We start from the raw sequence: 24,531 nt of genomic DNA, 5'->3' as shown, positions 1-24,531 counted from the left end.
CACAACGCGGCGAACTGGACCCACACGGGTTCGAGCAACGATGATGGCAGCGCAGGCACGGGAACTCCATCGGTCACGAAGCGTCAACAACTCCGATGATCAATGGACCCGTGCCTGCTTCCTTCCCGCAGGTACCCGCATGTCCGGATCTTGGACCTATTGCCGGTCGCTCTAAGCCGCTCGGCCGGCTGGTGCTGCTGACCTCCGTCGCCCTCGTGGCGCTCGGGGTCTCGGCGGCGCCAGCCGTCGCCAAAGTTCCCCGACAGTCGCATACGGGAAAGCCGACGACGTTCACCCGAAAGCGGACCGACCCCTCGGCGTGGCCGAGGGGTCGGTCCGCAGGCAGTGGGCGGTCAGCCCGCGATGTCACGCGGGTCCCGGCTGCGCGGGTACGTGTTCTTCTCGCCGATCGTGCCGTCCTGCTTCTTGATCACATGCTCGACACCCCGGTCGGCCGCCATCTCGCGGCCCTGCGCCTGGGCGTCGGCCTTGGAGTCATGGGTGCTGCTGGCCCGGCCGTTGCCCTCCGGACGGTTCTTCCACTGCCCGTTCTCCTGGTAGGTGTCGACGTCGCCCTTGGTCATCGTCAGCTCCTCCCCTTCGTCTGCACTGTCAGTTGTTCAGTGCCCCGAGCGGTGGCGGGCAAACCGCCGTCCTCAGGAGACGGCCGGACAGTTGTTGCTCACCCGGCGCAGGATCTGTTCGCGGTCGTCGGTCGTGATGCCCGACGGCGTGCCGTCGAAGTGGGTCTCCACCTTGTCCCGGCCGCGGCGCTGCTCGTAGTGCAGGTGCGGCGCACCGGAGTTGCCGGTGCTGCCGAGCCGCCCGATCCGCTCACCCTGGGCGACCTTCTGACCGGCCTTGACCAGCGGCGGTTCGAGCATGTGCAGGTACTGCGTCTCCCACGTGCCACCGTGATCGATCTTCACCCAGTAGCCGCCGCCGCGGCCGCGCGGACCTTCCGGATTGTCCGGCGTACGACCACCCAGCGACCCGTTGACGCCGGCCACCGTGACCGTGCCGGCGTAGGACGCGAGGACGGGACGTCCCCACGCCTCACCCTCGATGGGGAACAGGTCGACATCGTAGTCGTCGTGGCCGGGATAGGTGCTGAGCTGCCAGGTCTCCCCGCAGGCGACGGGCATCTGGAAGAGCGGCCGTGGGCCCGCGGGTCGCAGCATCGGCACGACGAACACGGCGACGCCGACGACGGCCGCCGCCGCCGCGACGAGCGCGAGCAGAACGACGAGGGTACGTCGACGGGGGCGGCGATGGGTGCGGACTTTGGTGGGGTGGCCGGTCGTCACCGGCCCGAGCATGGCAGACGGCGGCAATCCACCGACCCCGGGCCGCCTTTGCGTTGCAGTCGCATCGTAAAGGCGTTACGGTGGATGCAATGCATTCGTATTGCATCTGGGGGGGTACGGCCCCACGGTGGCCCGGGAGTACGGCATCCCCGCCGTCATCTGCGTGCCGGACGCCACCCGGACGATCACCACCGAGGGTGGGACCGCTGCTGCGCCGGGCGGTCGTGACCGAGGCCGCGATGTGGCGCAGTCTCTACCTGTGGGCGCGTCGCCGTCCCCTGCCGCTCGGCCCGGGCGACGAGCCGTTCGGCTACCTCGGCGTGGTCAAGCCGATCCTCGGGATCTTCATCGCCCTGTCGGCCGTCGAGATTCCGATCTTCGACCTGATCGTCACCCACGTGGTCCCCTGGCGGCCGGCCCGCTGGATCGTGCTCGGCCTCGGCATCTGGGGTCTGCTCTGGATGGTCGGCCTGTGGGCCAACATGACCCTCCACCCCCACGTCGTCGCCGACACCGGGCTGCGGGTACGCCTCAGCTCGGGCATCGACATCTGGATCCCCTGGCCAGACGTCGCCGCGCTGCGCAAACGCCACCGCTCACTGCCGTCGAGCAGATCCGTCCAGATCGAGCAGGAGGGTGAACGCCAGATCCTGCACCTCTCGGTCGGCAGCCAGACGAGCATCGACGTCCTGCTACGCCGGCCGACGACCTTCGACCTGCCCACGGGCCGGTCCGCGCCGATGGACGAGCTGCGGCTGTACGCCGACGACCCCGACGGTCTGCTGCGCAGTGCCCGGGGAACGCCCGCGCCGGAGGCTGACCGCCGTACGACGGCGGCTCCCGGCCACCCACTGTGAAACGATCGAGGCCATGCCCAAGAAGGTCGATCACCAGCAGCGACGCACCCTCATCGCGGACGCGTTGATGAGGGTCGCCGCGGACCAGGGCCTGGAGGCGGTCAGCCTCCGCCACGTGGCCACCGAGGCGGGCGTCTCCGCCGGGATGGTCCAGCACTACTTCCGCACCAAGGACGAGATGATGGCGTTCGCGTTGAGCGTGGTCCGCGAGCGCAGTCAGATCCGGGTCACCGAGGCGTTGGCGGGCCTGGGCGACAATCCTTCGCCCCGGCTGCTGCTGCGCACGATGATCGCCGCGCTCCTGCCGCTCGACGAGCACACCCGCGACGACGGTCGGGTGGCGCTCGCGTTTCTCGCGTACACGGCGGTGCGACCGTCCGCCGCGCCGAGCCTGCGCGAGGACACCGCGCAGCTCACCGCGTTCGTCGCCAGCATCCTGCCCAGCAACGACGCGGCCGCAGCGGCCGGCCTGCTGGGGCTGATGGAAGGGCTGGGCGTCTACCTGCTGGGTGGGCAGTACACCGCCGAGCAGGCGCTGGACGCCCTGGACGCCCAGCTCGACCTGCTCTTCGGCTGACCCCGCACGGCGGACGGCCGCGACCCGACGTCGAGTCACGGCCCGTCCCCCGCGATCCGCTCAGCCCACCCGAGCGGCAGCCCGCGCCTTGCGCTGACGCAACTCCTCGGCGGTCATCAGCCAGGTGGAGTTCGTCGCCGACGTTGGCCGCGCCAAGGCGGTCAGGTGTCCTGGCTCAACGGCCGAGCCGTCAGGTCAGCGGCGACGGTGACTCGGCACCGGGGATCAGCAGCCTCGGCGTGCCGGACCCGTCGGCGGGGACGGCGAAGACGTCCGGCCGGCCGTCACTCTGGCGCAGCGTGTAGGCCAGCGTCGCGTCGTCGAGCCAGGCCGCCTGGTCGTCGACGCTGGTCTGCTCCGCCGTCGCGGTGATCCGCCCCGACGCCAGGTCCAGCACCGACAGTCGCCAGCCCTTCGTGGGGTCGGCGTCGATCGCCTGCTTGAAGGCTATCCGGGTGCCGTCGGGCGACAGCGACGGACACTCGACGTTCTCCCGCAGCATCTCGACGGTCCGGGCGGCCACGTCGCCGCGCACCAGGTAGCGCTTGCCACCGGTCGACATGGTCCCGTAGAAGCGGTTGTCGTCGGCGGTGAAGGTGACGCCCCAGTAGTTGACGTCCGGGCTGCGGTAGGCGCGGCCGTCCCGCCTGACGGCGAACTCCTCCAGCGACGCCACGGTGGCACCGGTGACCGTGTCGAGGATGCCGGTGCGGGTGGAGAAGCCGCTCGCCGTGTAGGAGTCGCCCCCGACGAACGTCGTCCAGGAGACCATCCGGCCCGACGCCGAGACCCGGGCCCGGTTGGGCAGGCCGGGCACGCTGAGCGTCCGCTTCTGGCGCAGCGCCGCGTCGAGCACCACCACCTGGTACGACCACGCGGTCGCAGGCCGCAGGCAGACACCGGTGCCGGCCGCCGCGTACACCCGCAGGCATTCCAGACTTGAGACGGTACGCGGCCCGGCGGGGTCGGCGATGCTGACGCTGGAGACGTACCGGTCGGTGACGGCCAGCAGGCGCGGACCCGGCGTCAGCGTGACCGCCTGGTCCCCGGCGGCAGCCGGCCGCGGGGTCCGGGACGGCTCCGCGGCGATGGCCGCGTAGCCCACGGCCCCACTGCCCAACAGCACCACCGAGGCGGCCACCACACCGAGCTTCGCCCGGGTCGACAATGCGGTCACGGGGACACCCTCCGGAGGATCAGACGGGACGGAAAGGCCAGTAGGAGCACGGTGACGACCAGGACGCCGACGACGGTCACGGCCGCCGCCCGGACCGCCGCCTGCGGCCCCCACGCCTGCCAGGCGAGACCGAACAGAACCGAGGAGACGAGGTACGCGAGTGCCTGCCCGGTCTGCACCAGCGCGATCCCGGTGGTGCGCAGTCGCGGTGGCAGGACCGGACCGGCGAGCGCGATGAGCACGCCGTCGGTGGCCGCGTAGAACGTGCCGTACAGGGTGAGCGTCAGCACGAGCGCCGGCCAGCCGTGCGACGGTCCGGACAGCAGCAGGTACGTCGCGCCGAGGGCGACGTAGCCGCCCACCACCACCGGCAGCCTCCCGATTCGGTCGGCGAGCACACCGAGTGGGGCGGCGAGCAGCAGGTACGCGAGGCTGGTGCCCACCGCCAGCAGCGGGAACCACCGCAGCCCCAGGTCCTCGCGGCGTTGCAGCACCAGGTAGACGAAGCCGTCGCCGATGGTGGCCAGGCCGAGCATCGTCGCGGCCAGCAACAGCCGACGTACGGACCGGCTGCGCAACAGGCCCCATGCCTCGCCGACGGAGACCCGGGGCTCACCCGGAGCATCGGCCGCCTCGTTGCTCGGGCGCTCCCGCACGAACAGCACGAGCACGACCACGGCCAGGGCGGCGACGCAGAAGCTGGTGACGAAGACCGCGTCGTACGACTGCCCGACGGCCAGCAGGACGGCGAACGCGACGAGCGGCCCGAGGAACGCGCCGACGCTGTCCATGGCCCGGTGCACCCCGAACGCCCTGCCCAGAGCCTCGGGTGGGGCGGAGAGCGTGATCAGCGCGTCGCGAGGCGCGCTGCGGACGCCCTTGCCCAGCCGGTCGACGGCGATGACCGCGCCGATGGCGGTGACCGACCGGCCGGCGAGCAACAGGCCGAGCTTGGCGACCGCCGAGAGCGCGTAGCCGACGCCGGCGACCAGCTTGCGCCGTCGGAACCGGTCGGCGACGAAACCGCCGACGACCCGCAGCAGCGCGGTGGCGCCCGTGTGGACGCCGTCGAGCACACCGAAGGCCACCGGACTGAGTTGCAGGCCCAGCACCAGGTAGAGCGGCAGGACGGCGGCCACCATCTCCGCCGAGACGTCGGTGATCAGGCTGACCGTGCCGAGCGCGACCACATTGCCGCTGACCAGCGCGAGCCGCCGGCGTCGTCGGCCGGGTGGGTCGGTGACCGGGCGGAAGACGGTCGACAGGTACACACGCCTCTCCTGGGCATCGGTGGGCGACGGTCAGCCATCGTGACGACCCGGCCCGAGAGGCCACAAGAGAGTGTCGGCGGCGGGCAGGCGTGCGGTGGGTGAACATCGCACAAACATCGAGATGTTTCGCTTTCTGAGCGTACTGTTCACCTGGCGGCAGTGCACCGGTTCATCGACCTTCCTACGTTCCTTGCGCTCTGTACCCGCAACGAAGGGGTCCTGGATGGACATTCGAATCGCCCGCCCACCGGTGACGGTCGGGACGGTCGCGGTGCTCGTCGCCGCCACCGCCGCCGTCATCCTGACCGGCTCGGGCACGGCCTCCGCGGCGAGCGTGACGTTCACGCCGGTCGCCGACACCTACGTCCAGAACGACACCGCATCCACCAACTACGGCACGTCCACGCAGGTCGTGGTCGACAGCTCGCCCACGCGGCGCATGTTTCTGCGCTTCACCGTGAGCGGCGTCAGTGGCACGGTGACCAGCGCCAAACTGCGGTTGCGCACGATCAGCGGCAACAGCGGCAGCGAGGCCGGTGGCACCATCCGGGCGATGTCGAGCACCACCTGGTCGGAGACCGGCACCACCTGGAACAACCAGCCGGCCATCGACGGGGCCACCCTCGGGTCGCTCGGCGCGGTCTCCGGCGACACCTGGTACGAGGTCGACGTCACCTCCGCGGTCACCGGCAACGGCACGTACAGCTTCGGCGCCACCTCGACCAGTGGTGACGGCGCGTACTACGACACCCGCGAGGGCGGAGGCGACGCTCCGCAGCTGGTGGTCACGACCGGCACCACGACACCGCCGTCCGGAGACCCGGTCCTCGTCGGGGCCGGCGACATCGCCACCTCCGGCTCCGGTGACTCCGCCACCGCGGCGCTGCTCGACGGCATCCCCGGCACCGTCTTCACGACCGGCGACAACGTCTACGACAGCGGCACCGCCTCGCAGTTCGCCAGCTACTACGAGCCCACCTGGGGCCGGCACAAGAGCCGCACCCGACCGTCGCCGGGCAACCACGACTACAACACGTCGGGCGCCACCGGCTACTACGACTACTTCGGCACGACCGCCGGCCCGAGCGGGCGGGGCTACTACTCCTACGACCTCGGCAACTGGCACGTCGTGTCGCTGAACTCGAACATCAGCATGTCGGCCGGCTCCACTCAGGAGCAGTGGCTGCGCGCCGACCTGGCGGCCAGCACCAAGCCGTGCACGCTCGCGTACTGGCACCACCCGCTCTTCACGTCCAGCTCCGACCACGCGCCGTCGACGTCGACCCGCCCGCTGTACCAGGCGCTCTACGACTACAACGCCGACGTCGTGGTCTGGGGTCACAACCACGTGTACGAGCGGTTCGGCCCGATGAACCCGTCCGGTGGGTACGACGCCAGCCGGGGCATGCGCAGCTTCGTCGCCGGGATGGGCGGCGCGGACCACTACGGCTTCGGCACCGTCCAGCCCAACAGCGAGGCACGCAACAGCTCCGCGTGGGGGGTCCTGAAGTTCACCCTGCGCTCCGGCAGCTACGACTGGCAGTTCGTACCGGTCGCCGGCCAGACCTACTCCGACAGCGGCACCGGCAACTGCCACTGACGGCCTGATCCCGCTGCGCCGTGCCCACCCGCGCGGCGCAGCGGGATCCTCTGCCGCCCCGCCCCGCCCCGCCCCGCACCGCACCGCGCCACGCCGCACCGCACCGCGCCGCACCGACCCGCACCGACCCGCACCGCGCCGCACCGCACCCGCACCGCGCCGCGCCGCGCCGCACCGCACCGCGCCACGCCGCGCCGTGCCGCGCCGCGCCGTGCCGCGCCGCGCCGTGCCGTGCCGCGCCACGCCGCGCCGCGCCACTCCCGCACGCAGTTGTGCCCCTGCCCGTGGAACGGGCAGGGGCACACGTGCGTGCCCGTCAGGGCCTCAGCGGGTGCCGGCCGCCCGGCGCTTGTTGTAGACGTCGAACGCGACGGCGACGAGCAGGACCAGGCCCTTCACCACCGACTGCGTCGACTGGTCGACGCCCATCAGCTGCATGCCGTTGCTCATCACCGCCATGATCAAACCACCGACCATCGCGCCGACCACGGTGCCCACACCGCCGGTGACCGCCGCGCCACCGATGAAGGCCGCCGCGATCGCGTCCAGCTCGAACATGTTGCCGGCCGCCGGCTGCGCGCCGTTGGACCGCGACGAGTAGATGACACCCGCCACCGCCGCCAGGAAGCCCATGTTGACGAACATCCAGAAGTTGACGGTGCGGACCTTCACGCCCGACAGCGCCGCCGCCGAGAGGTTGCCACCGATCGCGTAGACCTGACGGCCGAAGACCGTCCGCCGGGTGAGCAGACCGTAGACCAGCACCAAAACCGCCAGGATGATCAGTACGATCGGCAGACCTCGGGCGTGCGCCAGCTGCCAGGCGAAGTACATGATCACGGCGCCCACCAGGACGACCCGGGCGATGAACAGCGGGAACGACTCGACGGGCTGCTGGTAGCGGATACGCGCCAGGCGGGTGCGGAAACCGCTCACCGCGTAGCCGGCCACGGCGATCGCGCCGATCAGCAACGTGAAGGCGTCGAACCCGTTCCCGCCGAGCAGGCCGTTGAGGAAGCCCGCCGCGACCTTCTGGTACTCGGCCGGGAACGGCGACAGCGAGATGTTGTCGAGCACCCGCAGGGTGAGGCCGCGGAACAGCAGCATGCCGGCCAGGGTCACGATGAACGCCGGGATGCCGGCGTACGCCACCCAGAAGCCGTGCCAGGCGCCGACCGCGATGCCGACGGCCAGAGCCGCGAGAACGCCCAGCCACCACGGGTGGCCCTGCTGGATCACCAGGACGGCGGATACCGCGCCGGTCAGCGCGACCACCGAACCCACCGACAGGTCGATGTGCCCGCCGATGATCAGGATGACCATTCCGATCGCGAGGACCAGGATGTACGAGTACTGGAGGACGATGTTGGTGATGTTGCCGGGGCTCAGTGACACGCCGTCGGTCAGGACCGCGAAGAGCGCCACGATGACGACCAGTGCGACGTAGATCCCGCTCTGCCGGAGGTTGTTCAGCACCAGGGCACGCAGGTCGCTCGTCCCCGTGTGCAGAGCGGCGGCCGGCGCGGGGTCCGACGGTGTCGGGCGCTCCGTCGAAGGGGTTTTGATGCTGGTCATCCGACGAGCTCCTTGTCCTTTGTCATCAGCTCCATGAGGCTCTCCTGGGTCGCCTCGCCTACCGGCTTCTCACCGGTGATCCGGCCTGCGGCGAGGGCGTAGATGCGGTCACACATCCCCAGCAGCTCCGGCAGCTCGGAGGAGATGACGATCACCGCCTTGCCCTCGGCCACCAGCCGGTTGATGATCGTGTAGATCTCGAACTTGGCTCCGACGTCGATCCCACGCGTGGGCTCGTCCAGGATCAGCACGTCCGGGTCGGTGAAGAGCCACTTCGACAGCACGACCTTCTGCTGGTTGCCACCGGAGAGTTTGCCGACGACCGCCATCACGCTGGTCGTCTTGATGTTCATGTCCCGCCGGCTCGTCTCGGCGACCTTGATCTCCTCGTTGCCGTTCACCCAGCCGAATCGGGCCAGCCGGTCCAGGGCGGCGGCGGAGACGTTGCGCCGGACGTCGTCGATGAGGTTGAGGCCGTACCGCTTCCGGTCCTCGGTCACGTACGCGATGCCGTTGTCGATGGCCTCCGCGACGCTACGGGCGTTGACCTCCCGCCCGTGCATGAAGAGCTTGCCACTGATGTCGCGGCCGTAGGAGCGACCGAAGACGCTCATCGCCAGCTCCGTCCGGCCGGCGCCCATCAGCCCCGCGATGCCGACGACCTCACCGGCGCGCACCGACAGGTTGACGCCCTCGACGACCATCCGCTCCTGGGTCGGGTGCCGCACCGACCAGTCCTCGATCCGCAGCACCTCCTCGCCGGGCGACGATTCGCGGTCGGGGTAGAAGCTCTCGATGTCGCGGCCGACCATGCCCCGGATGATGCGCTGCTGGCTCACGTCCTCGGCGCGCATGTCCAGGGTCTCCACCGTACGACCGTCCCGGATGACGGTGGTCGAGTCGGCGATCGCGGTGATCTCGTTGAGCTTGTGCGAGATCATGATGCAAATGATGCCCTGCTCCTTGAGCTGCCGGAGCAGGCCGAGCAGGTGCGCCGAGTCGACGTCGTTGAGGGCGGCCGTCGGCTCGTCCAGGATGAGCAGGCGCACCTTCTTGGACAGCGCCTTGGCGATCTCCACGAGTTGCTGCTTGCCCACACCGAGCTGGATGACCGGGGTGACCGGGTTCTCGTGCAGCCCGACGGACGCCAGCAGCTTCGCCGCTTCGGCGTTGGCCCGGTTCCAGTCGATCAGGCCGCTGCGGCCCCGCCGCTCGTTGCCCAGGAAGAGGTTCTCGGCGATCGACAGGTAGGGCACCAGCGCGAGTTCCTGATGGATGATGACGATGCCATTGGCCTCGCTGTCCCGGATGCCCCGGAACTGCATCGGCTTGCCGTCGAAGAGGATCTCGCCGTCGTACGAGCCGCTGGGGTGGACGCCGGAGAGCACCTTCATCAGGGTGGACTTCCCGGCGCCGTTCTCGCCGCAGATGGCGTGGATCTCTCCCCGACGTACCGCGAGGTTGACGTCCTCCAGCGCGGTCACTCCGGGGAAGGTCTTCGTGATACGACGCATCTCGAGGATGGTGTCGTCCATGGTCACTGTCCTCTGTCAGTCTGGACGTTGCTCCGTCACGGCGTCGGGGGGGGGGGGGGGGGCCCCCCCCCCCCCCCGACGAGGTGACTACTTCTTGGCCTGACCGGCGGCGACCTCTTCCGCCGTCCAGTAGCCGGAGTCGATCAGCGTCGCCTTGATGTCGTCCTTGTAGACGGTCGCGATCGGCAGCAGGTAGGACGGGACGACCTTGACGCCGTTGTTGTACGTCTCGGTGTCGTTCGCCTGCGGCTGCTTGTCCTGCAGGAACGCCTCAGCGGCGTTGGCGGCCTGGTCGGCCAGCAGGCGGGTGTCCTTGAAGACGGTCGAGTTCTGCACGCCGTCGTTGATCAGCTTGATCGAGGCGATCTCCGCGTCCTGACCGGTCACGACCGGGAGCTTCTTCTTGCCCGCACCGCCGTAGCCCGCGTTCTGCAGGGCGGTGATGATGCCCCGGGAGATGCCGTCGTACGGCGACAGGACCCCGTTGACGACCGAGCCGTCGTTGTAGCTGGAGGTCAACAGGTCCTCCATCCGCTTCTGCGCGGTCTCCTGCTGCCAGCGCAGGGTGGCCACCTGCTCCTTGGCGGTCTGCTTCGACTTGACCTTCAGCGTGCCCGCGTCGATGAACGGCTTCAGCGTGTCCATCGCGCCGCCGAAGAAGTACTGCGTGTTGTTGTCGTCCAGCGAGCCGGCGAACAGCTCGATGTTGAACGGGCCCTTGGCCGTGCCCTTCGAGCCGTCCTTGTTCAGCAGACCGAGACCGACCAGGAGCGCGGTGCCCTGCGCGACGCCGACCTTGTAGTTGTCGAAGCTGACGTAGAAGGCGACGTCCTTGCTGCCGCGGATCAGCCGGTCGTACGAGATGACCGGAATCTTCGCGGCGGCGGCGGCCTGCAGTTGGCTGCTGAGCGCCGTACCGTCGATGGCGGCGATGACCAGGACGTCCGCACCCTGGGTGATCATCTGGTCGACCTGCTGCGACTGGGTCGGGATGTCGTCGCCCGCGTACTGCAGGTCGACCTTGTAGCCCTTGGACTCCAGCTTCGACTTCACCGCGTTGCCGTCGGCGATCCACCGCTCCGACGTCTGCGTCGGCATCGAGACGCCGATCGTCAGGTCCCCCGGCTTCTTGTCGCTGGTGTCGCCGCCGCTGCCGGCACCTCCACCACTGCACGCTGCCAGGCTCAGCGCCAGCGCCGCGCTACCGAGAGCGACCAGGATTTTCCTGCTCACGGGCTTCTCCTCTCCCGATTCCCCCCGCCGACCGCCGGGGCCACCTGTCATCTTTCGGGTAGTGTTAGCGCTCACATAGAGCACGTCAACACTTGATCCGAAATACCGGTGTCACGGTCTCGTAACGGAGACTTCCCCACCCACACGACCTCGCGCAACCCCTGCCGGCGGTCGATCGGATACCGGCGGTCCGCAATCGGGACAGCACGCCCAAACGACGAGGCCAGCCGGGTGGTGACCGATGGACGACGGGCGTGTGGACGGCGGGGTGACAGCCGCCGACGGGTCAGCGGCGCACCGGGGCCCGGGCGGCGGCCTATCAACGGCGCGGCGGGGCGACGCTGTCGCGGACGACCAGAGTCGGGGCGATCGTCTGGCGCAGGGCGCCCCCGCCGTTGCCCGACTCGATCTGGGTCAGCAGCATCTGCAGGCTCGCCCGCGCCACCGCGTCGAAGTCCGGTCGCACGGTGGTCAGCGGCGGGATGAAGTAGGCCGCTTCCGGCACGTCGTCGAACCCCACGACGCTGATCTCGGCCGGCACCCGCCGCCCGAACTCGTGCAGCGCCCGCAGTACGCCCAGGGCGAGGTGGTCGTTCGCCGTGAAGATCGCGGTCACCTCCGGCATCCGGGCGAGCATCTGCCCGCACCGGTAGCCCGACGCCGCCGACCAGTCCCCGTGCATCAGGGGCGGTGGGTCGATCCCCACGGCCAGCAGCGCCTCCCGCCAGCCCTCGATACGACCGGCGCTGTCGAACCAGTCCGACGGCCCCGACACGTGCCACACGGTGCGGTGCCCCGCGTCGAGGAGATGCCGTGTCACGGCCCGCGCGCCCGACACCTGGTCGACCGTCACCAACGGCACCGGACGGTGGGGGTCGCCGTCGACCGTCACCAGTGGAACGTCCTTGGGTAGCCGCTCCAACGCCTCGCCGGCCGACTCGACCGGCGCGATGACCACGATGCCGGCGACCCGGTGCGCCAGGTGCCGCTCGACAGCGGCCGAGATGGAACGGTGGTCCAGGTCCCGTACGCTGCCGACGCTGACCGCGAAGCCCTCCGCCGCGGCGGTCTGCTCCAGGGCGGCCAGCAGCGACGCCGGACCGTAGAGGGTCGTGTTCTGTGCCACCACGCCGATGACCTGGGACCGGCCGGTCACCAGGGCACGCGCGGCGCCGTTCGGGCGGTAGCCGAGCTCGGCGATCGCCGCCCGCACCCGCAACCGGGTCTGCTCACGCACGTTGGGATGCCCGTTGAGCACCCTCGACACCGTCTGATGGGAGACACCGGCCAGACGAGCGACATCCGTCATCGCGGGACCGTGCACGGCCATTTCACTCCCCCCGCCTCCACCCGACCCGCGGCCCGTCGACGTTGACTGGAGCGGCCCGGCCCGATCCCCCCCCTCGCTCAGCCACCACGCCGGTGCTGAATCGCAGGTGACCAGCGCTGGATCGCCGACAGTCTACGCCAGCCGTCCCCTCGAACACGGTACGGCTGAGCGCGAACAACGCGGCGGGTGCCAGGTTGTGCCGGCGGCCGCTCACACCGTCACCCCCGACCGGAGGTGGTCCGCAACGGGCCGCCGCCCCGCTCCACGCTCCTGGACAGAGCGGGGAACAGGGCGGCGGTCGGTCTGTCCGGCGGCGCGGCACCTCCCGCAGGGGCACGGGTGGTGCGGTCGCGCCGCAGTCACATTACTCGTCGGGTGACGGGCGTCATGGTGTGGTCAGGTCGAAACGGCGGACGGTGACCGCGCCGCCGAGCGCCTGGGTGGCGTGGTTGAAGATGGCGAACCGGTAGCCCATGAAGAACTGCCAGTTGTTCGCCAACGTCAGGGCGTTGCCGAACGACGTGAAGTTGACGCCGTCCGTGCTGTACGAGAAGCGTGCCTGTCGACCGGAGCCCGGTCTGATGTCGGCGTTGGCGCGCAACCAGATCCGGCCACCGGAGACGGCGGTGCTCGCCACCTCGCTGCCGGTGCTGGTGGTGTTCCAGTTGCCGTCCATCGTGAGACCGTTCTGCATCACCAGACGGGTGGATCCGTTGTCCCGCTTGATGCCGATCCAGGCGGACGAGTTGCGCAGCACCGCCAGACCGGTGCGGTCGCCGTCGCGCATCGTGGAGTAGTCCAGCTCGATGGTGGCGGTGGAGGTGGGGCCCTGGATCCGGTGCGTCAGCGTGTTGCGCGCCGCGTAGAGGTCACCGGTCACGGTGGCGGTCTGCAGGTTCAGCCCGTTGTTGACCGACCATCGATTGTTGTCCGGGTTGTGGTTCCACTCCCACTGCGGGCCGAGGGTGGTGCCGGCGAACGTGTCGGTGCCCGTCAGTGGCTTCACCGCACGCGGCGGCGCGGGCAGGTTCGGCTTCGGGTAGGAGCTGCCCCACGCGCCGTTGACCGTCTGCAGCACCGGCCAGCCGTCGCTGGTCCAGGTGATCGGCGCCATGGCCGGCATGCGACCACCGGGGTACGCGTCGACGAACGACATGTAGTACCAGTCGCCGTTCTGGGTCTGCACCAGGCCACCCTGGTGCGGAACGCCGCCGCCCGAGATCGGACCGGGCAGGTCGAGCAGCACCTGACGCTGCTCGTACGGGCCGAACGGGCCGTTGGTCGACTTCAGCACGTACTGGCCGTTGGCCGGTCGGGTGAGCCAGATGTAGTAGGCCCCGTTGCGCTTGTAGAACCGCGCGCCCTCCAGGGTGCCGATGCTCGATGGGGTCTGGTACACCTGCTGGGCGCGTACCTGGGATTTCCCGTCGGCGGACAGTTGGGCGACGCTGATCGTGGTGTTGCCGTACGCCACGTACATGGTGTCGTTGTCGTCGATCAGCATGCCAGCGTCGTAGTAGCAGTTGGGGATGGTGGTGTGCTTGGTCCAGGTGCCGTCGACCGCGGACGCGGTGTAGATGTGCGTCTGCGAGAAGTCGATGCACCCGGCCCAGTAGTACGTGCGGTTGCTCGGCCGGTAGTTCAACGTCGAGGCCCAGATCCCGTCGACGTACGCGTTACCACCGCTCATGTCGTACTTCGAACCGAAGTCCAACCGGGGTACGGAGTGCCCGGCGTACTCCCAGTTCACCAGGTCGTACGAGCGCAGCACCGGCGCGCCCGGTGAGTAGTGCATGGTGGAGGCCGACATGTAGTAGACGTTGTCCACCCGGATGATGTCGACGTCGGCGAAGTCCTGCCACACCACCGGGTTCGAGTACGTGCCGTTCGACGGGGGTGGCGTGGTGGGCGGTGGCGTGGTGGGCGGTGGTGTGGTGGGCGGTGGCGTGGTGGGGTCGCCCCCGCCATCGACGCGCACGAGCTGCCACTGCTGGTTGGTGCCGTTCCAGTCGTCGTACTGCACGATGTTGCCACCATCGGCCGTCGAGGCGCCCTGCACCTCCATGACCCGGTTGCTGTTCCGGTTGACCAACCGCACATAACCGCCGTCGGAATCGGCCAGGCGGAACTGCTGGTTGGTCCCGTTGTTGTCCGACCACTGCACGATCGCCGCACCGTTGGCCGTCGAACGGTTGTACACGTCCAGCACCTTGCCGGACAACCTCGACTTGAGCCGGAAGTAACCACTCCCGGAATCCACGAACTGCCACTGCTGCTGGTTACCGTTGTTACGCGTCCACTGCGTGATCCGCGCACCATCGTTCGTGGCCAGGTTGTACACATCCAACGCCTTGCCACTGTTGCGGTTCACCAACACGTACCACGCGCTCGTGTCGACCGTGGCCGCCGACGCGGGCGCCGCAGCCACCGCCGCGGCCGCGCCACCGACCACCAGCGCCGCCGCCGCGATGGCGACTCTCGACAGCCAACTGCGCCGGCGTGGCGCACCCCGGGGAACCCGACCGATGGAAAGCATGATCCTCCTCTGCTGACGCGAACCGTGCGGTCTGGGCCGGCGTCCGCGGCACCGGGCGGGGCACCGAGCTGACCACGCCCGGCCATGTGATCGCTAACAGCACTCCCCGAGCGTCGCGGCAGCACGATGCCGAAGACGAGGGGTTAGGACGCGAGTACGGCCGGACCAGGCAATGACATCGACCACCTTCGCTATAGACTGTGAGCGATAACATGCTCTTAGTCAAGGCGTAACACGATCGGCTCGCGGGCCTGCTAGGACGCGCGGCAGAGCCCGTGCACAGGCACGAACGGGTGGTCCACCCCGGCCCGCAGGCAGGGGTGGACCACCCGTTTCACAGGACGATCCGGACGCCTGTCAGAAGCCGCGGGCCAGCCGGTAGTAGGCCTGGTTCCACCGGATCTCGTCCGCGAAGCGGCGCGGGTCGGTGTCGGCGTCGATGACGACGAGCTCGGTCCGGCTCATCTCGGCCAGGTCGTGCAGCTCCTCGGTGCCCACCGCCTGCGACAGCACGGTGTGGTGGGGGGCCCCGGCGGTGATCCAGGACTCGGCGGAGACGGGCAGGTCCGGTCGCGGTCGCCAGACGGCGCGGGCCACCGGCAGTCGGCGTAGCGGCTGCGGCGGCGGCACGACGTCGATCTCGTTGGCCACGAGCCGGAACCGCTCCCCCATGTCGGCCAGCCCCAGCACCACCGCCGGACCGGGTGCGGCGTCGAACACAAGCCGTACCGGATCCTCCCGCCCACCGATGCTCAGCGGGTGGATCTCGACGTTGGGCATGTCCGACGCGATGGTCGGACAGACCTCGAGCATGTGCGCGCCGAGCACCAGCTCCTGGCCCGGGGTGAGGTCGTAGGTGTAGTCCTCCATGAACGACGTGCCGCCCTGGACTCCCACGGACATCGCCTTGATGGTGTGCACCAGGACCGACGTCTTCCAGTCGCCCTCGCCGCCGAAGCCGTAGCCGTCGGCCATCAGCCGCTGCACGGCGATGCCGGGGAGCTGACGCAGACCGCCGAGGTCCTCGAAGTTCGTGGTGAACGCCCGGAAGCCACCGGCGTCCAGGAAGGCGCGCATGCCCAACTCCAGGCGGGCGGCATAGCGCAGCGAGTCGTGCCGCTCGCCCCCCGGGAGCAGCTCGGCGCCCACGCGGTAGCTGTCGCCGTACTCCTTGACCAGCTCGTCCACGTCGGCGTCGGCGACCTCGCCGACCACCTCGACCAGGTCGTTGACCCCGTAGGTGTTGACCGACACCCCGAAGCGCAGCTCCGCCTCGACCTTGTCGCCCTCGGTCACCGCGACGTCGCGCATGTTGTCGCCGAAGCGGGCCAGGCGCAGCGACCGCATCGCCGACCAACCGGTCGCCGCGCGGGCCCAGGCGCCGACCCGGGCGGTCACCCGCGGGTCGCTGACGTGCCCGGCGACCGTCTTGCGGGCCACACCGAGCCGGGTCTGGATGTACCCGAACTCACGGTCGCCGTGCGCGGCCTGGTTCAGGTTCATGAAGTCCATGTCGATGTCGTCCCACGGCAGCAGGACGTTCGCCTGGGTGTGCAGGTGCAGCAGCGGCGTCTGCAGGGCGTCCAGCCCGGCGATCCACATCTTCGCCGGCGAGAACGTGTGCATCCACGCGATGACCCCGATCGCGCCCTGGGCGGCGGCCTCCCGGCAGACCCGCAGGATCTCACCGCTGTTGGTCAGGACGGGCTTCCAGATCACCCGGGCGGGAATCTGCGGCGAGTCGTCGAGCGTGGCCGCGATCTGGCGGGACTGCTCGGCGACCTGCCGGAGCGTCTCCTCGCCGTACATGCCTTGGCTGCCGGTGAGGAACCAGATCTCGGGTTCGGGGTGTGGTGCCATGGGGTTGCCTTCCGCGAGAGGGGCGGTCACTTGTAACGGATTCCGATGAGTCGCTGCAGGAGGATGAACGCGAAGAGCAGGCCGCCAATCACGATCTTGGTCCACCAGGAGTTGAGGCTGCCGTCGAACGTGATGAGGGTCTGGATCACGCCCAGGACCAGCACGCCGAGCACGGTGCCGAAAATGTATCCCGCGCCGCCGGTGAGCACCGTGCCGCCGATCACGACGGCGGCGATGACGTCCAGCTCCATGCCGACGGCGATCAGCGGCGCGCCGGAGAGGGTATAGAAGGACAGCAGGACCCCAGCGATCGCGGAGCAGAGCCCGCTGATCGTGTAGACGGCGATCCGGGTCCGCCCCAGCGGAAGGCCCATCAGCAGCGCCGACTGCGGGTTGCCGCCGATCGCGTACACGTTGCGTCCCAGCCGGGTGTAGGCCAGCACGTACGCGGCGACGAGCACCACGGCGAAGGCGATCAGCACGCTGATCGAGACGAAGTTCCCCCGAGGATCTCCGATCCGCTCCTGCGACATCCTGGTCCAGAAACCGTCCGTGATCGGGATGGACGAGTCGGAGATGAACGTGCACATCCCCCGGGCGAAGAACATCCCGGCGAGCGTGACGATGAACGGCTGGATGTCGAAGAAGTGGATGACGCACCCCATCAACAGGCCGAGCGTCGGGCCGATCAGCAACGCGACGACGAGCACGAGCCCCGCCGGCAGACCCTTGTCCAACAGGTCCGCCGACACCATCGCCGTCATGGCGACGACGGACCCGACCGACAGGTCGATGCCACCGGTGAGGATGACGAAGGTCATGCCCACCGCGACGACGAGCAGGAAGCCGTTGTCGATGAAGACGTTGAAGATGACCTGCACGTTCGAGAACGCCGTGTACTGGGACACGCCGATGCCGTACATGACCAGCAGCAGGGCGAGCGTGGCCAGCACCGGCACCTGCCGCCGGGGCAGCCGGAACCGGGTGCGGCGGGGGACGGTGAGCGATCCGGTGGTCATGCCGGCACCTGCTCCTTCGGTTTGTCGGCGACGGGGCGCGGCGGTGGGACGCTTCTCTTGCGCCGGCTGAACCGGGCTCGGAAGGCCGGCGCCTGGATGAGGCAGACTGCGATGACGACCACCGCTTTGAACAGCAGCGACGTCTGCGGCGAGATGTTCATGGCGTACACCGTGGTGGTCAGGGTCTGGATGATCAGCGCGCCGAGGATGGTGCCGCTGAGGTAGAACCGGCCACCGGCGAGGGACGTACCGCCGATGACGACCGCGAGGATGGCGTCCAGCTCCACCCAGAGGCCGACGGCGTTGCCGTCGGCGCTGGACACGTTGGCCGTCATCATGAACCCGGCGATCGCCGCGCAGGCGGCGCTGAGCACGTACACGAGGAAGATGACGCGGTTGGACCGGATGCCCGCCAGCCGGCTCGCCTCGGCGTTGCCGCCCACCGACTCGACGATCATGCCGAGGGCGGTGCGACGGGTGAACGCGGCGACGAGCAGGGCGGCGGCGAGCGCGATGAAGATGGCCAGCGGCAGGGTCAGCAGGTGACCCAACCCGATCGCCCGGAACGGCCCCGAGTTGATGGTGATGATCTGACCCTGCGTGATCAGCTGGGCGAGGCCGCGACCGGCCACCATCAGGATCAGGGTGGCGATGATCGGCTGGATACCGATCACGGCCACCAGCACCCCGTTCCAGGCGCCGAGCACCAGCGAGAGCCCGAACGCCATCGCGAGGGCGGTCAGCACCACGCCGAGGCTGTTCTGGTCGGGCTGCTTGCTGATGTACATGCAGGCGACCGCGCCGCTGATCGCGCAGAGGGAGCCGACCGACAGGTCGATGCCGCCGGTCGAGATCACCAGGGTCATGCCCAGCGCCACGAGGATCAGTGGCGCGCTCAGCCGCAGGATGTCGATCGGCGTGCCGTACAGGTGCCCGTCCTTGAGCTCGATGGACAGGAACCCGGGACGGTAGATCGTGTTCGCCGCGAGCATGACGACCAGCACGGCGACGGGCCAGAACAGCCGGTGACCGATCATCGTCCGATACCGGCTCGTGGTCTCGTTCATCGGTCCGCCTCCTCCCGCTGGGATCCACTCGCGATCGTCTGCATGATGCGCTCCGCGTCGAGACCCTCGTTGTTGGCGAGCTGCGCGACCATCTGCCGGTCCCGCATGACGGCCACCTTGTGGCTGAGGCGCAGCACCTCCTCCAACTCGGCCGAGATGAACAGCACCGCCATCCCGCCGTCGGACAGTTGCGCCACGAGCCGTTGGATCTCGGTCTTCGCGCCGATGTCGATGCCCCGGGTCGGTTCGTCCAGGATCAGCAGCCGCGGCTCGGTGATCAGCCACCGGGCGAGGAGGACCTTCTGCTGGTTGCCGCCGGAGAGGTTGCGTACCGGCACCTCCGGGTCCGCCGGACGGATGTTGAGCGCCTTGACGTACCTGTCGACCAGCTCGTCCTGGCGGCGGCGCGGGATGGGCCGCAGCCAGCCGCGGGCGGCCTGCATGGCGAGGATGATGTTCTCGCGGACCGACAGGTCCGGGACGATGCCCTCGGCGCGGCGGTTCTCCGAACAGAAACCGACGCCCTGGTCGATGGCCTGCGCGGGCGTACGCAGACTGCTCGACGTGCCGTCGATCGCGACCTGCCCGCCGTCGGCACGGTCGGCCCCGAAGAACAACCGTGCCACCTCGGTACGCCCCGAGCCCAGCAGGCCCGCGAGACCCACCACCTCACCGGGGTGGATGGTCAGGCTGAACGGCTCGACCGCGCCCGCCCGGCCGAGGTTCGACACCGCCACCAGGGGGGTGCCCTCCTCGAGCGCGGCCAGGTCGCGTCGGGAGTGCTCCTCGATCCCCTCGAGGACGTCGAGCTCCTTGCCGATCATCTTCTCGACGAGGCCGAGTTGGGGCAGTTCGGTGGTCAGGTACTCGCCGACGAGCCCGCCGTTGCGCAGCACGGTGATGCGGTCCGCGATCTCGTAGACCTGGTCGAGGAAGTGCGTCACGAACAGGATCGCGATGCCCTCGTCGCGCAGTTGCCGCATGATGCGGAACAGCTGCGCGACCTCACCCGCGTCGAGGCTGGACGTCGGCTCGTCCAGGATCAGCACCCGGGCCTGGATGTCGATCGCGCGGGCGATCGCGACCATCTGCTGGATCGCGAGGGAGTACGAGCCCAGCGGCGCGCTGACGTCGAGGTCGAGATCGAGGCGGGACAGCAGCGCGCGGGCGCGGCGGCGGACCTCGCCCCAGCGGACGGTGCCGAGCAGGCGCGGCTCACGTCCGATGAAGATGTTCTCCGCCACCGAGAGGTTGGTGCAGAGATTGACCTCCTGGTAGACGGTGCTCACTCCGGCGGCCGTCGCCTGCATCGGCCCGCTGAAGGACACCGGCTCATCGCCGAGGGTGATCGTGCCCTCGTCGGTGTCGTAGACACCGGTCAGGGCCTTGATGAGGGTCGACTTCCCGGCGCCGTTCTCGCCCATCAGGGCGTGCACCTCGCCGGGGAAGAGCCGGAAGTTGACGTCGTGGAGTGCACGCACCCCGGGGAAGGACTTGCTGATCCCGGTCATCGTCAGGACCGGACGGCTATCCGTCATCCCATCAGACCTCTTCTGGGGGGGGGTTGTCGACGCGGATGGGCCGTTGCGCTCCCACCGCGCCCGCCCGGCCCCAAACCGGGGCTCGGGCGGGCGTGGCACGGGTCGTCGCGGGTCATGCCCGGTCCGTTCGGGTTCACGGGGCGACACGGCGGGGCCGCCACGCCAGCGCGGCGACCCTCCTGCGTCGATCAGTACTTGCGGGTGGGCAGAGCCTCCTTGGCCTGCTCCTGCGTGAAGGTGGTCTCCTCGGTCTCGATCCGAGCGGGCACCGTCTCACCCGCGTGGACCTTCTTGGCCAGGTCCATCAGCTGTGGGCCGAGCAGCGGGCTGCACTCCGCGATGAAGTTGAACTTCCCGTCGGCGAGAGCCTGCATACCGTCCTTGACGGCGTCGACCGTGATGATGGTGATGTCCTTACCGGGCACCTTGCCGGCAGCGGTGATGGCCTCGAGAGCGCCCAGACCCATGTCGTCGTTGTGCGCGAACAGCACGTCGATCTTCGGGTTGGCCTTGAGGAACTGCTCCATGACCTGCTTGCCGCCCGCCCGGGTGAAGTCACCCGGCTGAGAGGCGATGATCTTCAGGTTCGGGTTGGCGGCGATCGCCTCGCCGAAGCCCTTCTTGCGGTCGTTGGCCGGCGCCGCACCGGTGTTGCCCTGCAGCTCGACGATGTTGACCGGGCCGGTGGCGCCCTTCTTCTGCTCGACCAGCCACTCGCCCGCGAGCTTGCCCTCCTTGACGAAGTCCGAGCCGAGGAAGGTCTTGTAGAGGCTCTTGTCGGCCGAGTCGACCGAGCGGTCGGTCAGGATGACCGGGATGCCGGCGTCCTTGGCCTCCTTGAGCACCGTGTCCCATCCGGATTCCACGACCGGCGAGAAGGCGATGACGTCCACCTTCTGCTGGATGTAGTTACGGATGGCCTTGATCTGGTTCTCCTGCTTCTGCTGCGCGTCGTCGAACTTCAGCTCGACGCCCGCCGCGGCAGCGGACTCCTTGATCGAGGTGGTGTTCGCCGTACGCCACGCGCTCTCGGCGCCGACCTGGGAGAAGCCCATCGTGATCTTGCCGTCGTCCTTGGACCCGCCGCCGGTGTCGCTGTTGCCGCAGGCCGCCACGCCGCCGACGAGCAGCACACTGGCGAGTACCGCGATAGCGCGCTGCGTTCGCATCTTTCTCATCAGATCTCCTTGGCTCGGTGTGGTGGGTGACCGCGCGAGCCGCCGACGAGCAGAGGGTGGCGTACGCGGATGGTGCGTGCTGGTGCGTCGGTGGAGCAGACCGGCGGGCCGGATGGCCGGTGGAGACGGTCAGGAACCCGCCGGTGCGACTGGTTGTTGGCCGTAGACGTTCTGGTAACGGTGGTAGAGGGCGTCGATGTCGGCCTGCGCGATCGGCACGGGCTGCCCGAGGGTTCGCGCCAGGTACGAGGTACGGGCCACGTCCTCGCACATGACCGCCGCCTTGACCGCCGCCCGGGCGTCCCGGCCGATGGTGAAGACGCCGTGGTTGCGCATGAGCACGGCGGGCGAGCGGTGCCCGGCGAGCGTGGCGACGATGCCCTTGCCGATGTCGTCGCCGCCGATCAGCGCGAACGGGCCCAGCGGGATCTCCCCGCCGAACTCGTCGGCTTGCGCGGTGAGGTGACAGGGGATCGCCTCACCGCAGGCGGCCCAGGCGCTCGCGTACGAGCTGTGTGTGTGCACCACGCCGCCGACCTCGGGCATGGCGCGATAGACGTAGGCGTGGGCGGCCGTGTCGCTGGACGGCGCCAGGTCGCCCTCGACCAGGACCCCGTCGAGGTCGCAGACCACCATCGTGTCGGCCGTGAGGTCGTCGTAGCCCACGCCGCTCGGCTTGATGACCATGAGATCCTGGCCGGGCACCCGCGCGGAGACGTTGCCGGACGTCCAGGCGACCAGGTTGTACCGGGTCAGCTCGGTGTGCAGGCGGGCAACGCTCTCGCGCAGCTCACCGATCTGTCGGCTCACCTCTGCGTTCATGCGACGACCTCCAGCGGGGCCTCGTGCGTGGCCGCGGCGGTCTCTACCGCCGCGTTGCGGATCGCCCGGAGGCGGAGCATGACGTCGTTGCCGCCGCGACCGAAGTGGTCGTGCAGCGCCCGGTACTCGGCGTACAGCGCGTCGTAGGCGCGCGCCCGCTCGGGATCAGGCGTGTAGACGGCCTCGTGCACCCGCCCCATCGCCTGGGACGCCTCGTGGATCGACGGGTACGCCCCGGCGGCGACGGCGGCGTGGATCGCCGAGCCGAGCGCCGGCCCCTGCGCGGACGCGATGATGTTCAGCGGCCGCTTGGTCACGTCGGCGTAGATCTGCATCAGGAGCTTGTTGTTGGTGAGACCGCCGGCGATCACCAGGTCGTCGACGGGCACGCCGGCCTCGACGAACGCGTCGATGATCATCCTGGTGCCGTACGCCGTGGCCTCCAGGAGCGCGCGGTAGATGTCCTGCGGCCGGGTGGCCAGGGTCATCCCGACGATCATCCCGCTCAGGTCGTGGTTGACCAGCAGCGAGCGGTTGCCGTTCCACCAGTCCAACGCGACCAGGCCGTGCGCGCCGACCGGCTGGCTGGCGGCCAACTCGGTGAGGCGCTCGTGCGAGTCGAGCCCGGCGGGGGCGCCGTGCTCGACGAACCAGCCGAAGATGTCGCCGACACCGCTCTGGCCGGCCTCGTAGCCCCACGCGCCGGGGCTGATGCCGCCGTCGACAACGCCGCACATGCCGGCGACCTCGGCCGGGTGCTCGCCGTTGACCACGTGACAGGTGGACGTGCCCATGATGGCCACGAGCCGGCCCGGCTGTACGGCCTGCGCGGAGGCCGCGGTGACGTGCGCGTCGACGTTGCCGACCGCTACCGCGATCCCCTCCGGAAGGCCGGTCCAGGCGGAGGCGCGGGCGGTGAGCGTGCCGGCCCGGGCGCCGAGCGGCAGCAGCGGGCCGTCGAGCTTGGCCACGAAGTCGCCGAAGTCGGGGTTGAGCGCCGTCAGGAAACTCTCGGACGGGTACTGCCCGTCCTGCAGGATGCCCTTGTAGCCGGCGGTGCAGACGTTGCGGGTCTCGGTGCCGCTGAGCTGCCAGACGATCCAGTCGGCGGCCTCGATGAACCGCTCGGCCCGGTGGTAGATCTCCGGGTCCTCCTCCAGGATCTGCAGACCCTTGGCGTACTGCCACTCGGCGGAGATCTTGCCGCCGTAGCGGCCGATCCACGGCTCTGCCCGCTCGTGGGCCAGCGCGTTGATCCGGTCGGCGTGCGGCTGGGCGGCGTGGTGCTTCCACAGCTTGACCCACGAGTGCGGCCGGTCGCGCAGTTCGGGATCCTCGCACAGCGGGGTGCCGTCGGCGCGCGTCGGGAGGACGGTGCAGGCGGTGAAGTCGATACCGATGCCGACCACCGCAGCGGGGTCCACCCCCGCGGCGGAGACCGCCGCCGGAACGGCGTGCCGCAGCACGTCGCGGTAGTCGTCCGGATTCTGCAGTGCCCAGTCCGGGGGCAGTAACCGACCTCCGGGCAACGTCTCGCTGATGACCCCGTCGCCGTACTCGTGCACCGCGGTCCCGAGCTCGGCACCGTCACGAACCCGGACCACAACGGCCCGCCCGGAGAGAGTGCCGAAGTCGACACCCACGACGTAGCTTTCGGCAGCTCCGCCCACACGCTCCATGTTCACCTCCACCGTTAACGGGGATAGTGTTAACGCTCACATCCAGCCTCGTCAAGACATCTACCTGCAACAGCTCCGTAACGGAACGCGGAGTCCATACCGACTCGGGCACGTCGATACCGGGCCGGTGCAAAGCATTCGATCTGGTTCCAACCGTCGAGGCGTCGCAGGGAAGCGCCGACATTCCGCTGGGTGATCAACCCGGAACCGTCGGGGCGCGGCGACGGCGGCACCGCCACCGGGGGCACGCGACGGCGGGGGCGGAGACAGTGGGCGTGACGGAGGGCGTCATCCTCGCGCGGCTGCGACGGTGTCGTCCCACGACGACGATCGGCTCGCCAACGGGATGTCAGCGATAACATCGACA

Annotated in this window: 19 protein-coding genes; 3 read left to right on the top strand and 16 right to left on the bottom strand. The window is 69.4% G+C overall.

From position 1 onward, the window contains the following. Nucleotides 1-353: 353 nt before the first annotated feature. Nucleotides 354-584, bottom strand: a complete 231-nt coding sequence (locus ACLQ24_RS11930; RefSeq protein WP_425891194.1) for a DUF2188 domain-containing protein — start codon at nucleotides 582-584, stop codon at nucleotides 354-356. 72 nt (nucleotides 585-656) lie between these two features. Continuing rightward, nucleotides 657-1,319 (bottom strand): M23 family metallopeptidase, encoded by a 663-nt coding sequence (locus ACLQ24_RS11925; protein WP_425891196.1) that lies wholly within the window; start codon nucleotides 1,317-1,319, stop codon nucleotides 657-659. Between the two features lie 185 nt (nucleotides 1,320-1,504). On the opposite strand from ACLQ24_RS11925, the gene ACLQ24_RS11920 reads away from it, so the two are divergent. Further along, complete coding sequence (locus ACLQ24_RS11920) at nucleotides 1,505-2,164, top strand: PH domain-containing protein (RefSeq protein ID WP_425891192.1); 660 nt, start codon at nucleotides 1,505-1,507, stop codon at nucleotides 2,162-2,164. A gap of 13 nt (nucleotides 2,165-2,177) precedes the next feature. Next, nucleotides 2,178-2,741, top strand: coding sequence for a TetR/AcrR family transcriptional regulator (locus ACLQ24_RS11915; RefSeq protein WP_425891190.1), 564 nt, complete (start codon nucleotides 2,178-2,180; stop codon nucleotides 2,739-2,741). Between the two features lie 190 nt (nucleotides 2,742-2,931). On the opposite strand, the gene ACLQ24_RS11910 is transcribed toward ACLQ24_RS11915, so the two are convergent. Both ACLQ24_RS11910 and ACLQ24_RS11905 read right to left on the bottom strand, forming a co-directional pair. Further along, entirely contained in the window at nucleotides 2,932-3,918 is a 987-nt protein-coding gene (locus ACLQ24_RS11910) for a TolB family protein (RefSeq protein WP_425891189.1), read from the bottom strand. Continuing rightward, nucleotides 3,915-5,189, bottom strand: a complete 1,275-nt coding sequence (locus ACLQ24_RS11905) for an MFS transporter (protein ID WP_425891187.1) — start codon at nucleotides 5,187-5,189, stop codon at nucleotides 3,915-3,917. Before ACLQ24_RS11905 ends, ACLQ24_RS11910 begins: the two co-directional genes overlap by 4 nt. Nucleotides 5,190-5,412: 223 nt before the next feature. On the opposite strand from ACLQ24_RS11905, the gene ACLQ24_RS11900 reads away from it, so the two are divergent. Beyond that, nucleotides 5,413-6,789: a DUF7594 domain-containing protein gene (locus ACLQ24_RS11900; protein ID WP_425891185.1), complete on the top strand. Its 1,377-nt coding sequence runs from the start codon at nucleotides 5,413-5,415 to the stop codon at nucleotides 6,787-6,789. Between the two features lie 324 nt (nucleotides 6,790-7,113). Here the strand turns inward: ACLQ24_RS11900 and mmsB are convergent, their stop codons facing one another. The 12 genes from mmsB to araB all read right to left on the bottom strand — a co-directional run bounded on the left by mmsB (nucleotide 7,114) and on the right by araB (nucleotide 24,164). After that, on the bottom strand, nucleotides 7,114-8,364 hold the full coding sequence (gene mmsB, locus ACLQ24_RS11895) for a multiple monosaccharide ABC transporter permease (RefSeq protein ID WP_425891183.1): 1,251 nt from the start codon (nucleotides 8,362-8,364) through the stop codon (nucleotides 7,114-7,116). Then, nucleotides 8,361-9,899: a multiple monosaccharide ABC transporter ATP-binding protein gene (mmsA, locus tag ACLQ24_RS11890; protein ID WP_425891181.1), complete on the bottom strand. Its 1,539-nt coding sequence runs from the start codon at nucleotides 9,897-9,899 to the stop codon at nucleotides 8,361-8,363. Before mmsA ends, mmsB begins: the two co-directional genes overlap by 4 nt. A gap of 87 nt (nucleotides 9,900-9,986) precedes the next feature. After that, a complete protein-coding gene (gene chvE / locus ACLQ24_RS11885; protein ID WP_425891180.1) occupies nucleotides 9,987-11,132 on the bottom strand; it encodes a multiple monosaccharide ABC transporter substrate-binding protein in 1,146 nt (381 codons plus the stop codon). Nucleotides 11,133-11,451: 319 nt separating this feature from the next. Further along, nucleotides 11,452-12,441 (bottom strand): LacI family DNA-binding transcriptional regulator, encoded by a 990-nt coding sequence (locus tag ACLQ24_RS11880; RefSeq protein ID WP_425891178.1) that lies wholly within the window; start codon nucleotides 12,439-12,441, stop codon nucleotides 11,452-11,454. Nucleotides 12,442-12,847: 406 nt separating this feature from the next. Beyond that, on the bottom strand, nucleotides 12,848-14,998 hold the full coding sequence (locus ACLQ24_RS11875) for a family 43 glycosylhydrolase (protein WP_425891176.1): 2,151 nt from the start codon (nucleotides 14,996-14,998) through the stop codon (nucleotides 12,848-12,850). Nucleotides 14,999-15,355: 357 nt separating this feature from the next. Then, complete coding sequence (araA, locus tag ACLQ24_RS11870) at nucleotides 15,356-16,858, bottom strand: L-arabinose isomerase (RefSeq protein WP_425891174.1); 1,503 nt, start codon at nucleotides 16,856-16,858, stop codon at nucleotides 15,356-15,358. Nucleotides 16,859-16,884: 26 nt separating this feature from the next. Continuing rightward, a complete protein-coding gene (gene yjfF / locus ACLQ24_RS11865; protein WP_425891172.1) occupies nucleotides 16,885-17,877 on the bottom strand; it encodes a galactofuranose ABC transporter, permease protein YjfF in 993 nt (330 codons plus the stop codon). Further along, nucleotides 17,874-18,944: an ABC transporter permease gene (locus ACLQ24_RS11860; protein ID WP_425891170.1), complete on the bottom strand. Its 1,071-nt coding sequence runs from the start codon at nucleotides 18,942-18,944 to the stop codon at nucleotides 17,874-17,876. The genes yjfF and ACLQ24_RS11860 overlap by 4 nt, the downstream gene beginning before the upstream one ends. Beyond that, a complete protein-coding gene (locus tag ACLQ24_RS11855; protein ID WP_425891169.1) occupies nucleotides 18,941-20,482 on the bottom strand; it encodes a sugar ABC transporter ATP-binding protein in 1,542 nt (513 codons plus the stop codon). The genes ACLQ24_RS11860 and ACLQ24_RS11855 overlap by 4 nt, the downstream gene beginning before the upstream one ends. Nucleotides 20,483-20,673: 191 nt before the next feature. After that, nucleotides 20,674-21,663: an ABC transporter substrate-binding protein gene (locus tag ACLQ24_RS11850; protein ID WP_425891168.1), complete on the bottom strand. Its 990-nt coding sequence runs from the start codon at nucleotides 21,661-21,663 to the stop codon at nucleotides 20,674-20,676. A gap of 129 nt (nucleotides 21,664-21,792) precedes the next feature. Beyond that, nucleotides 21,793-22,485, bottom strand: a complete 693-nt coding sequence (locus tag ACLQ24_RS11845; RefSeq protein ID WP_425891166.1) for an L-ribulose-5-phosphate 4-epimerase — start codon at nucleotides 22,483-22,485, stop codon at nucleotides 21,793-21,795. Then, complete coding sequence (araB, locus tag ACLQ24_RS11840; protein ID WP_425891164.1) at nucleotides 22,482-24,164, bottom strand: ribulokinase; 1,683 nt, start codon at nucleotides 24,162-24,164, stop codon at nucleotides 22,482-22,484. The genes ACLQ24_RS11845 and araB overlap by 4 nt, the downstream gene beginning before the upstream one ends. Nucleotides 24,165-24,531: the final 367 nt, after the last annotated feature.

It is taken from the genome of Micromonospora sp. DT4 (genome assembly GCF_049841675.1).
GTDB lineage: Bacteria > Actinomycetota > Actinomycetes > Mycobacteriales > Micromonosporaceae > Micromonospora.
This window is presented reverse-complemented; position numbering and strand designations above follow the sequence as displayed.

Bases quoted from the DNA above. Each gene is read 5' to 3' on its own strand.
- ACLQ24_RS11930 (WP_425891194.1), bottom strand. From the start codon at position 584: ATGACCAAGGGCGACGTCGACACCTACCAGGAGAACGGGCAGTGGAAG.
- ACLQ24_RS11925 (WP_425891196.1), bottom strand. From the start codon at position 1,319: ATGCTCGGGCCGGTGACGACCGGCCACCCCACCAAAGTCCGCACCCAT.
- ACLQ24_RS11915 (WP_425891190.1), top strand. From the start codon at position 2,178: ATGCCCAAGAAGGTCGATCACCAGCAGCGACGCACCCTCATCGCGGAC.
- ACLQ24_RS11900 (WP_425891185.1), top strand. From the start codon at position 5,413: ATGGACATTCGAATCGCCCGCCCACCGGTGACGGTCGGGACGGTCGCG.
- mmsB (WP_425891183.1), bottom strand. From the start codon at position 8,364: ATGACCAGCATCAAAACCCCTTCGACGGAGCGCCCGACACCGTCGGAC.
- mmsA (WP_425891181.1), bottom strand. From the start codon at position 9,899: ATGGACGACACCATCCTCGAGATGCGTCGTATCACGAAGACCTTCCCC.
- ACLQ24_RS11880 (WP_425891178.1), bottom strand. From the start codon at position 12,441: ATGACGGATGTCGCTCGTCTGGCCGGTGTCTCCCATCAGACGGTGTCG.
- ACLQ24_RS11875 (WP_425891176.1), bottom strand. From the start codon at position 14,998: ATGCTTTCCATCGGTCGGGTTCCCCGGGGTGCGCCACGCCGGCGCAGT.
- araA (WP_425891174.1), bottom strand. From the start codon at position 16,858: ATGGCACCACACCCCGAACCCGAGATCTGGTTCCTCACCGGCAGCCAA.
- yjfF (WP_425891172.1), bottom strand. From the start codon at position 17,877: ATGACCACCGGATCGCTCACCGTCCCCCGCCGCACCCGGTTCCGGCTG.
- ACLQ24_RS11860 (WP_425891170.1), bottom strand. From the start codon at position 18,944: ATGAACGAGACCACGAGCCGGTATCGGACGATGATCGGTCACCGGCTG.
- ACLQ24_RS11855 (WP_425891169.1), bottom strand. From the start codon at position 20,482: ATGACGGATAGCCGTCCGGTCCTGACGATGACCGGGATCAGCAAGTCC.
- ACLQ24_RS11850 (WP_425891168.1), bottom strand. From the start codon at position 21,663: ATGAGAAAGATGCGAACGCAGCGCGCTATCGCGGTACTCGCCAGTGTG.
- ACLQ24_RS11845 (WP_425891166.1), bottom strand. From the start codon at position 22,485: ATGAACGCAGAGGTGAGCCGACAGATCGGTGAGCTGCGCGAGAGCGTT.
- araB (WP_425891164.1), bottom strand. From the start codon at position 24,164: ATGGAGCGTGTGGGCGGAGCTGCCGAAAGCTACGTCGTGGGTGTCGAC.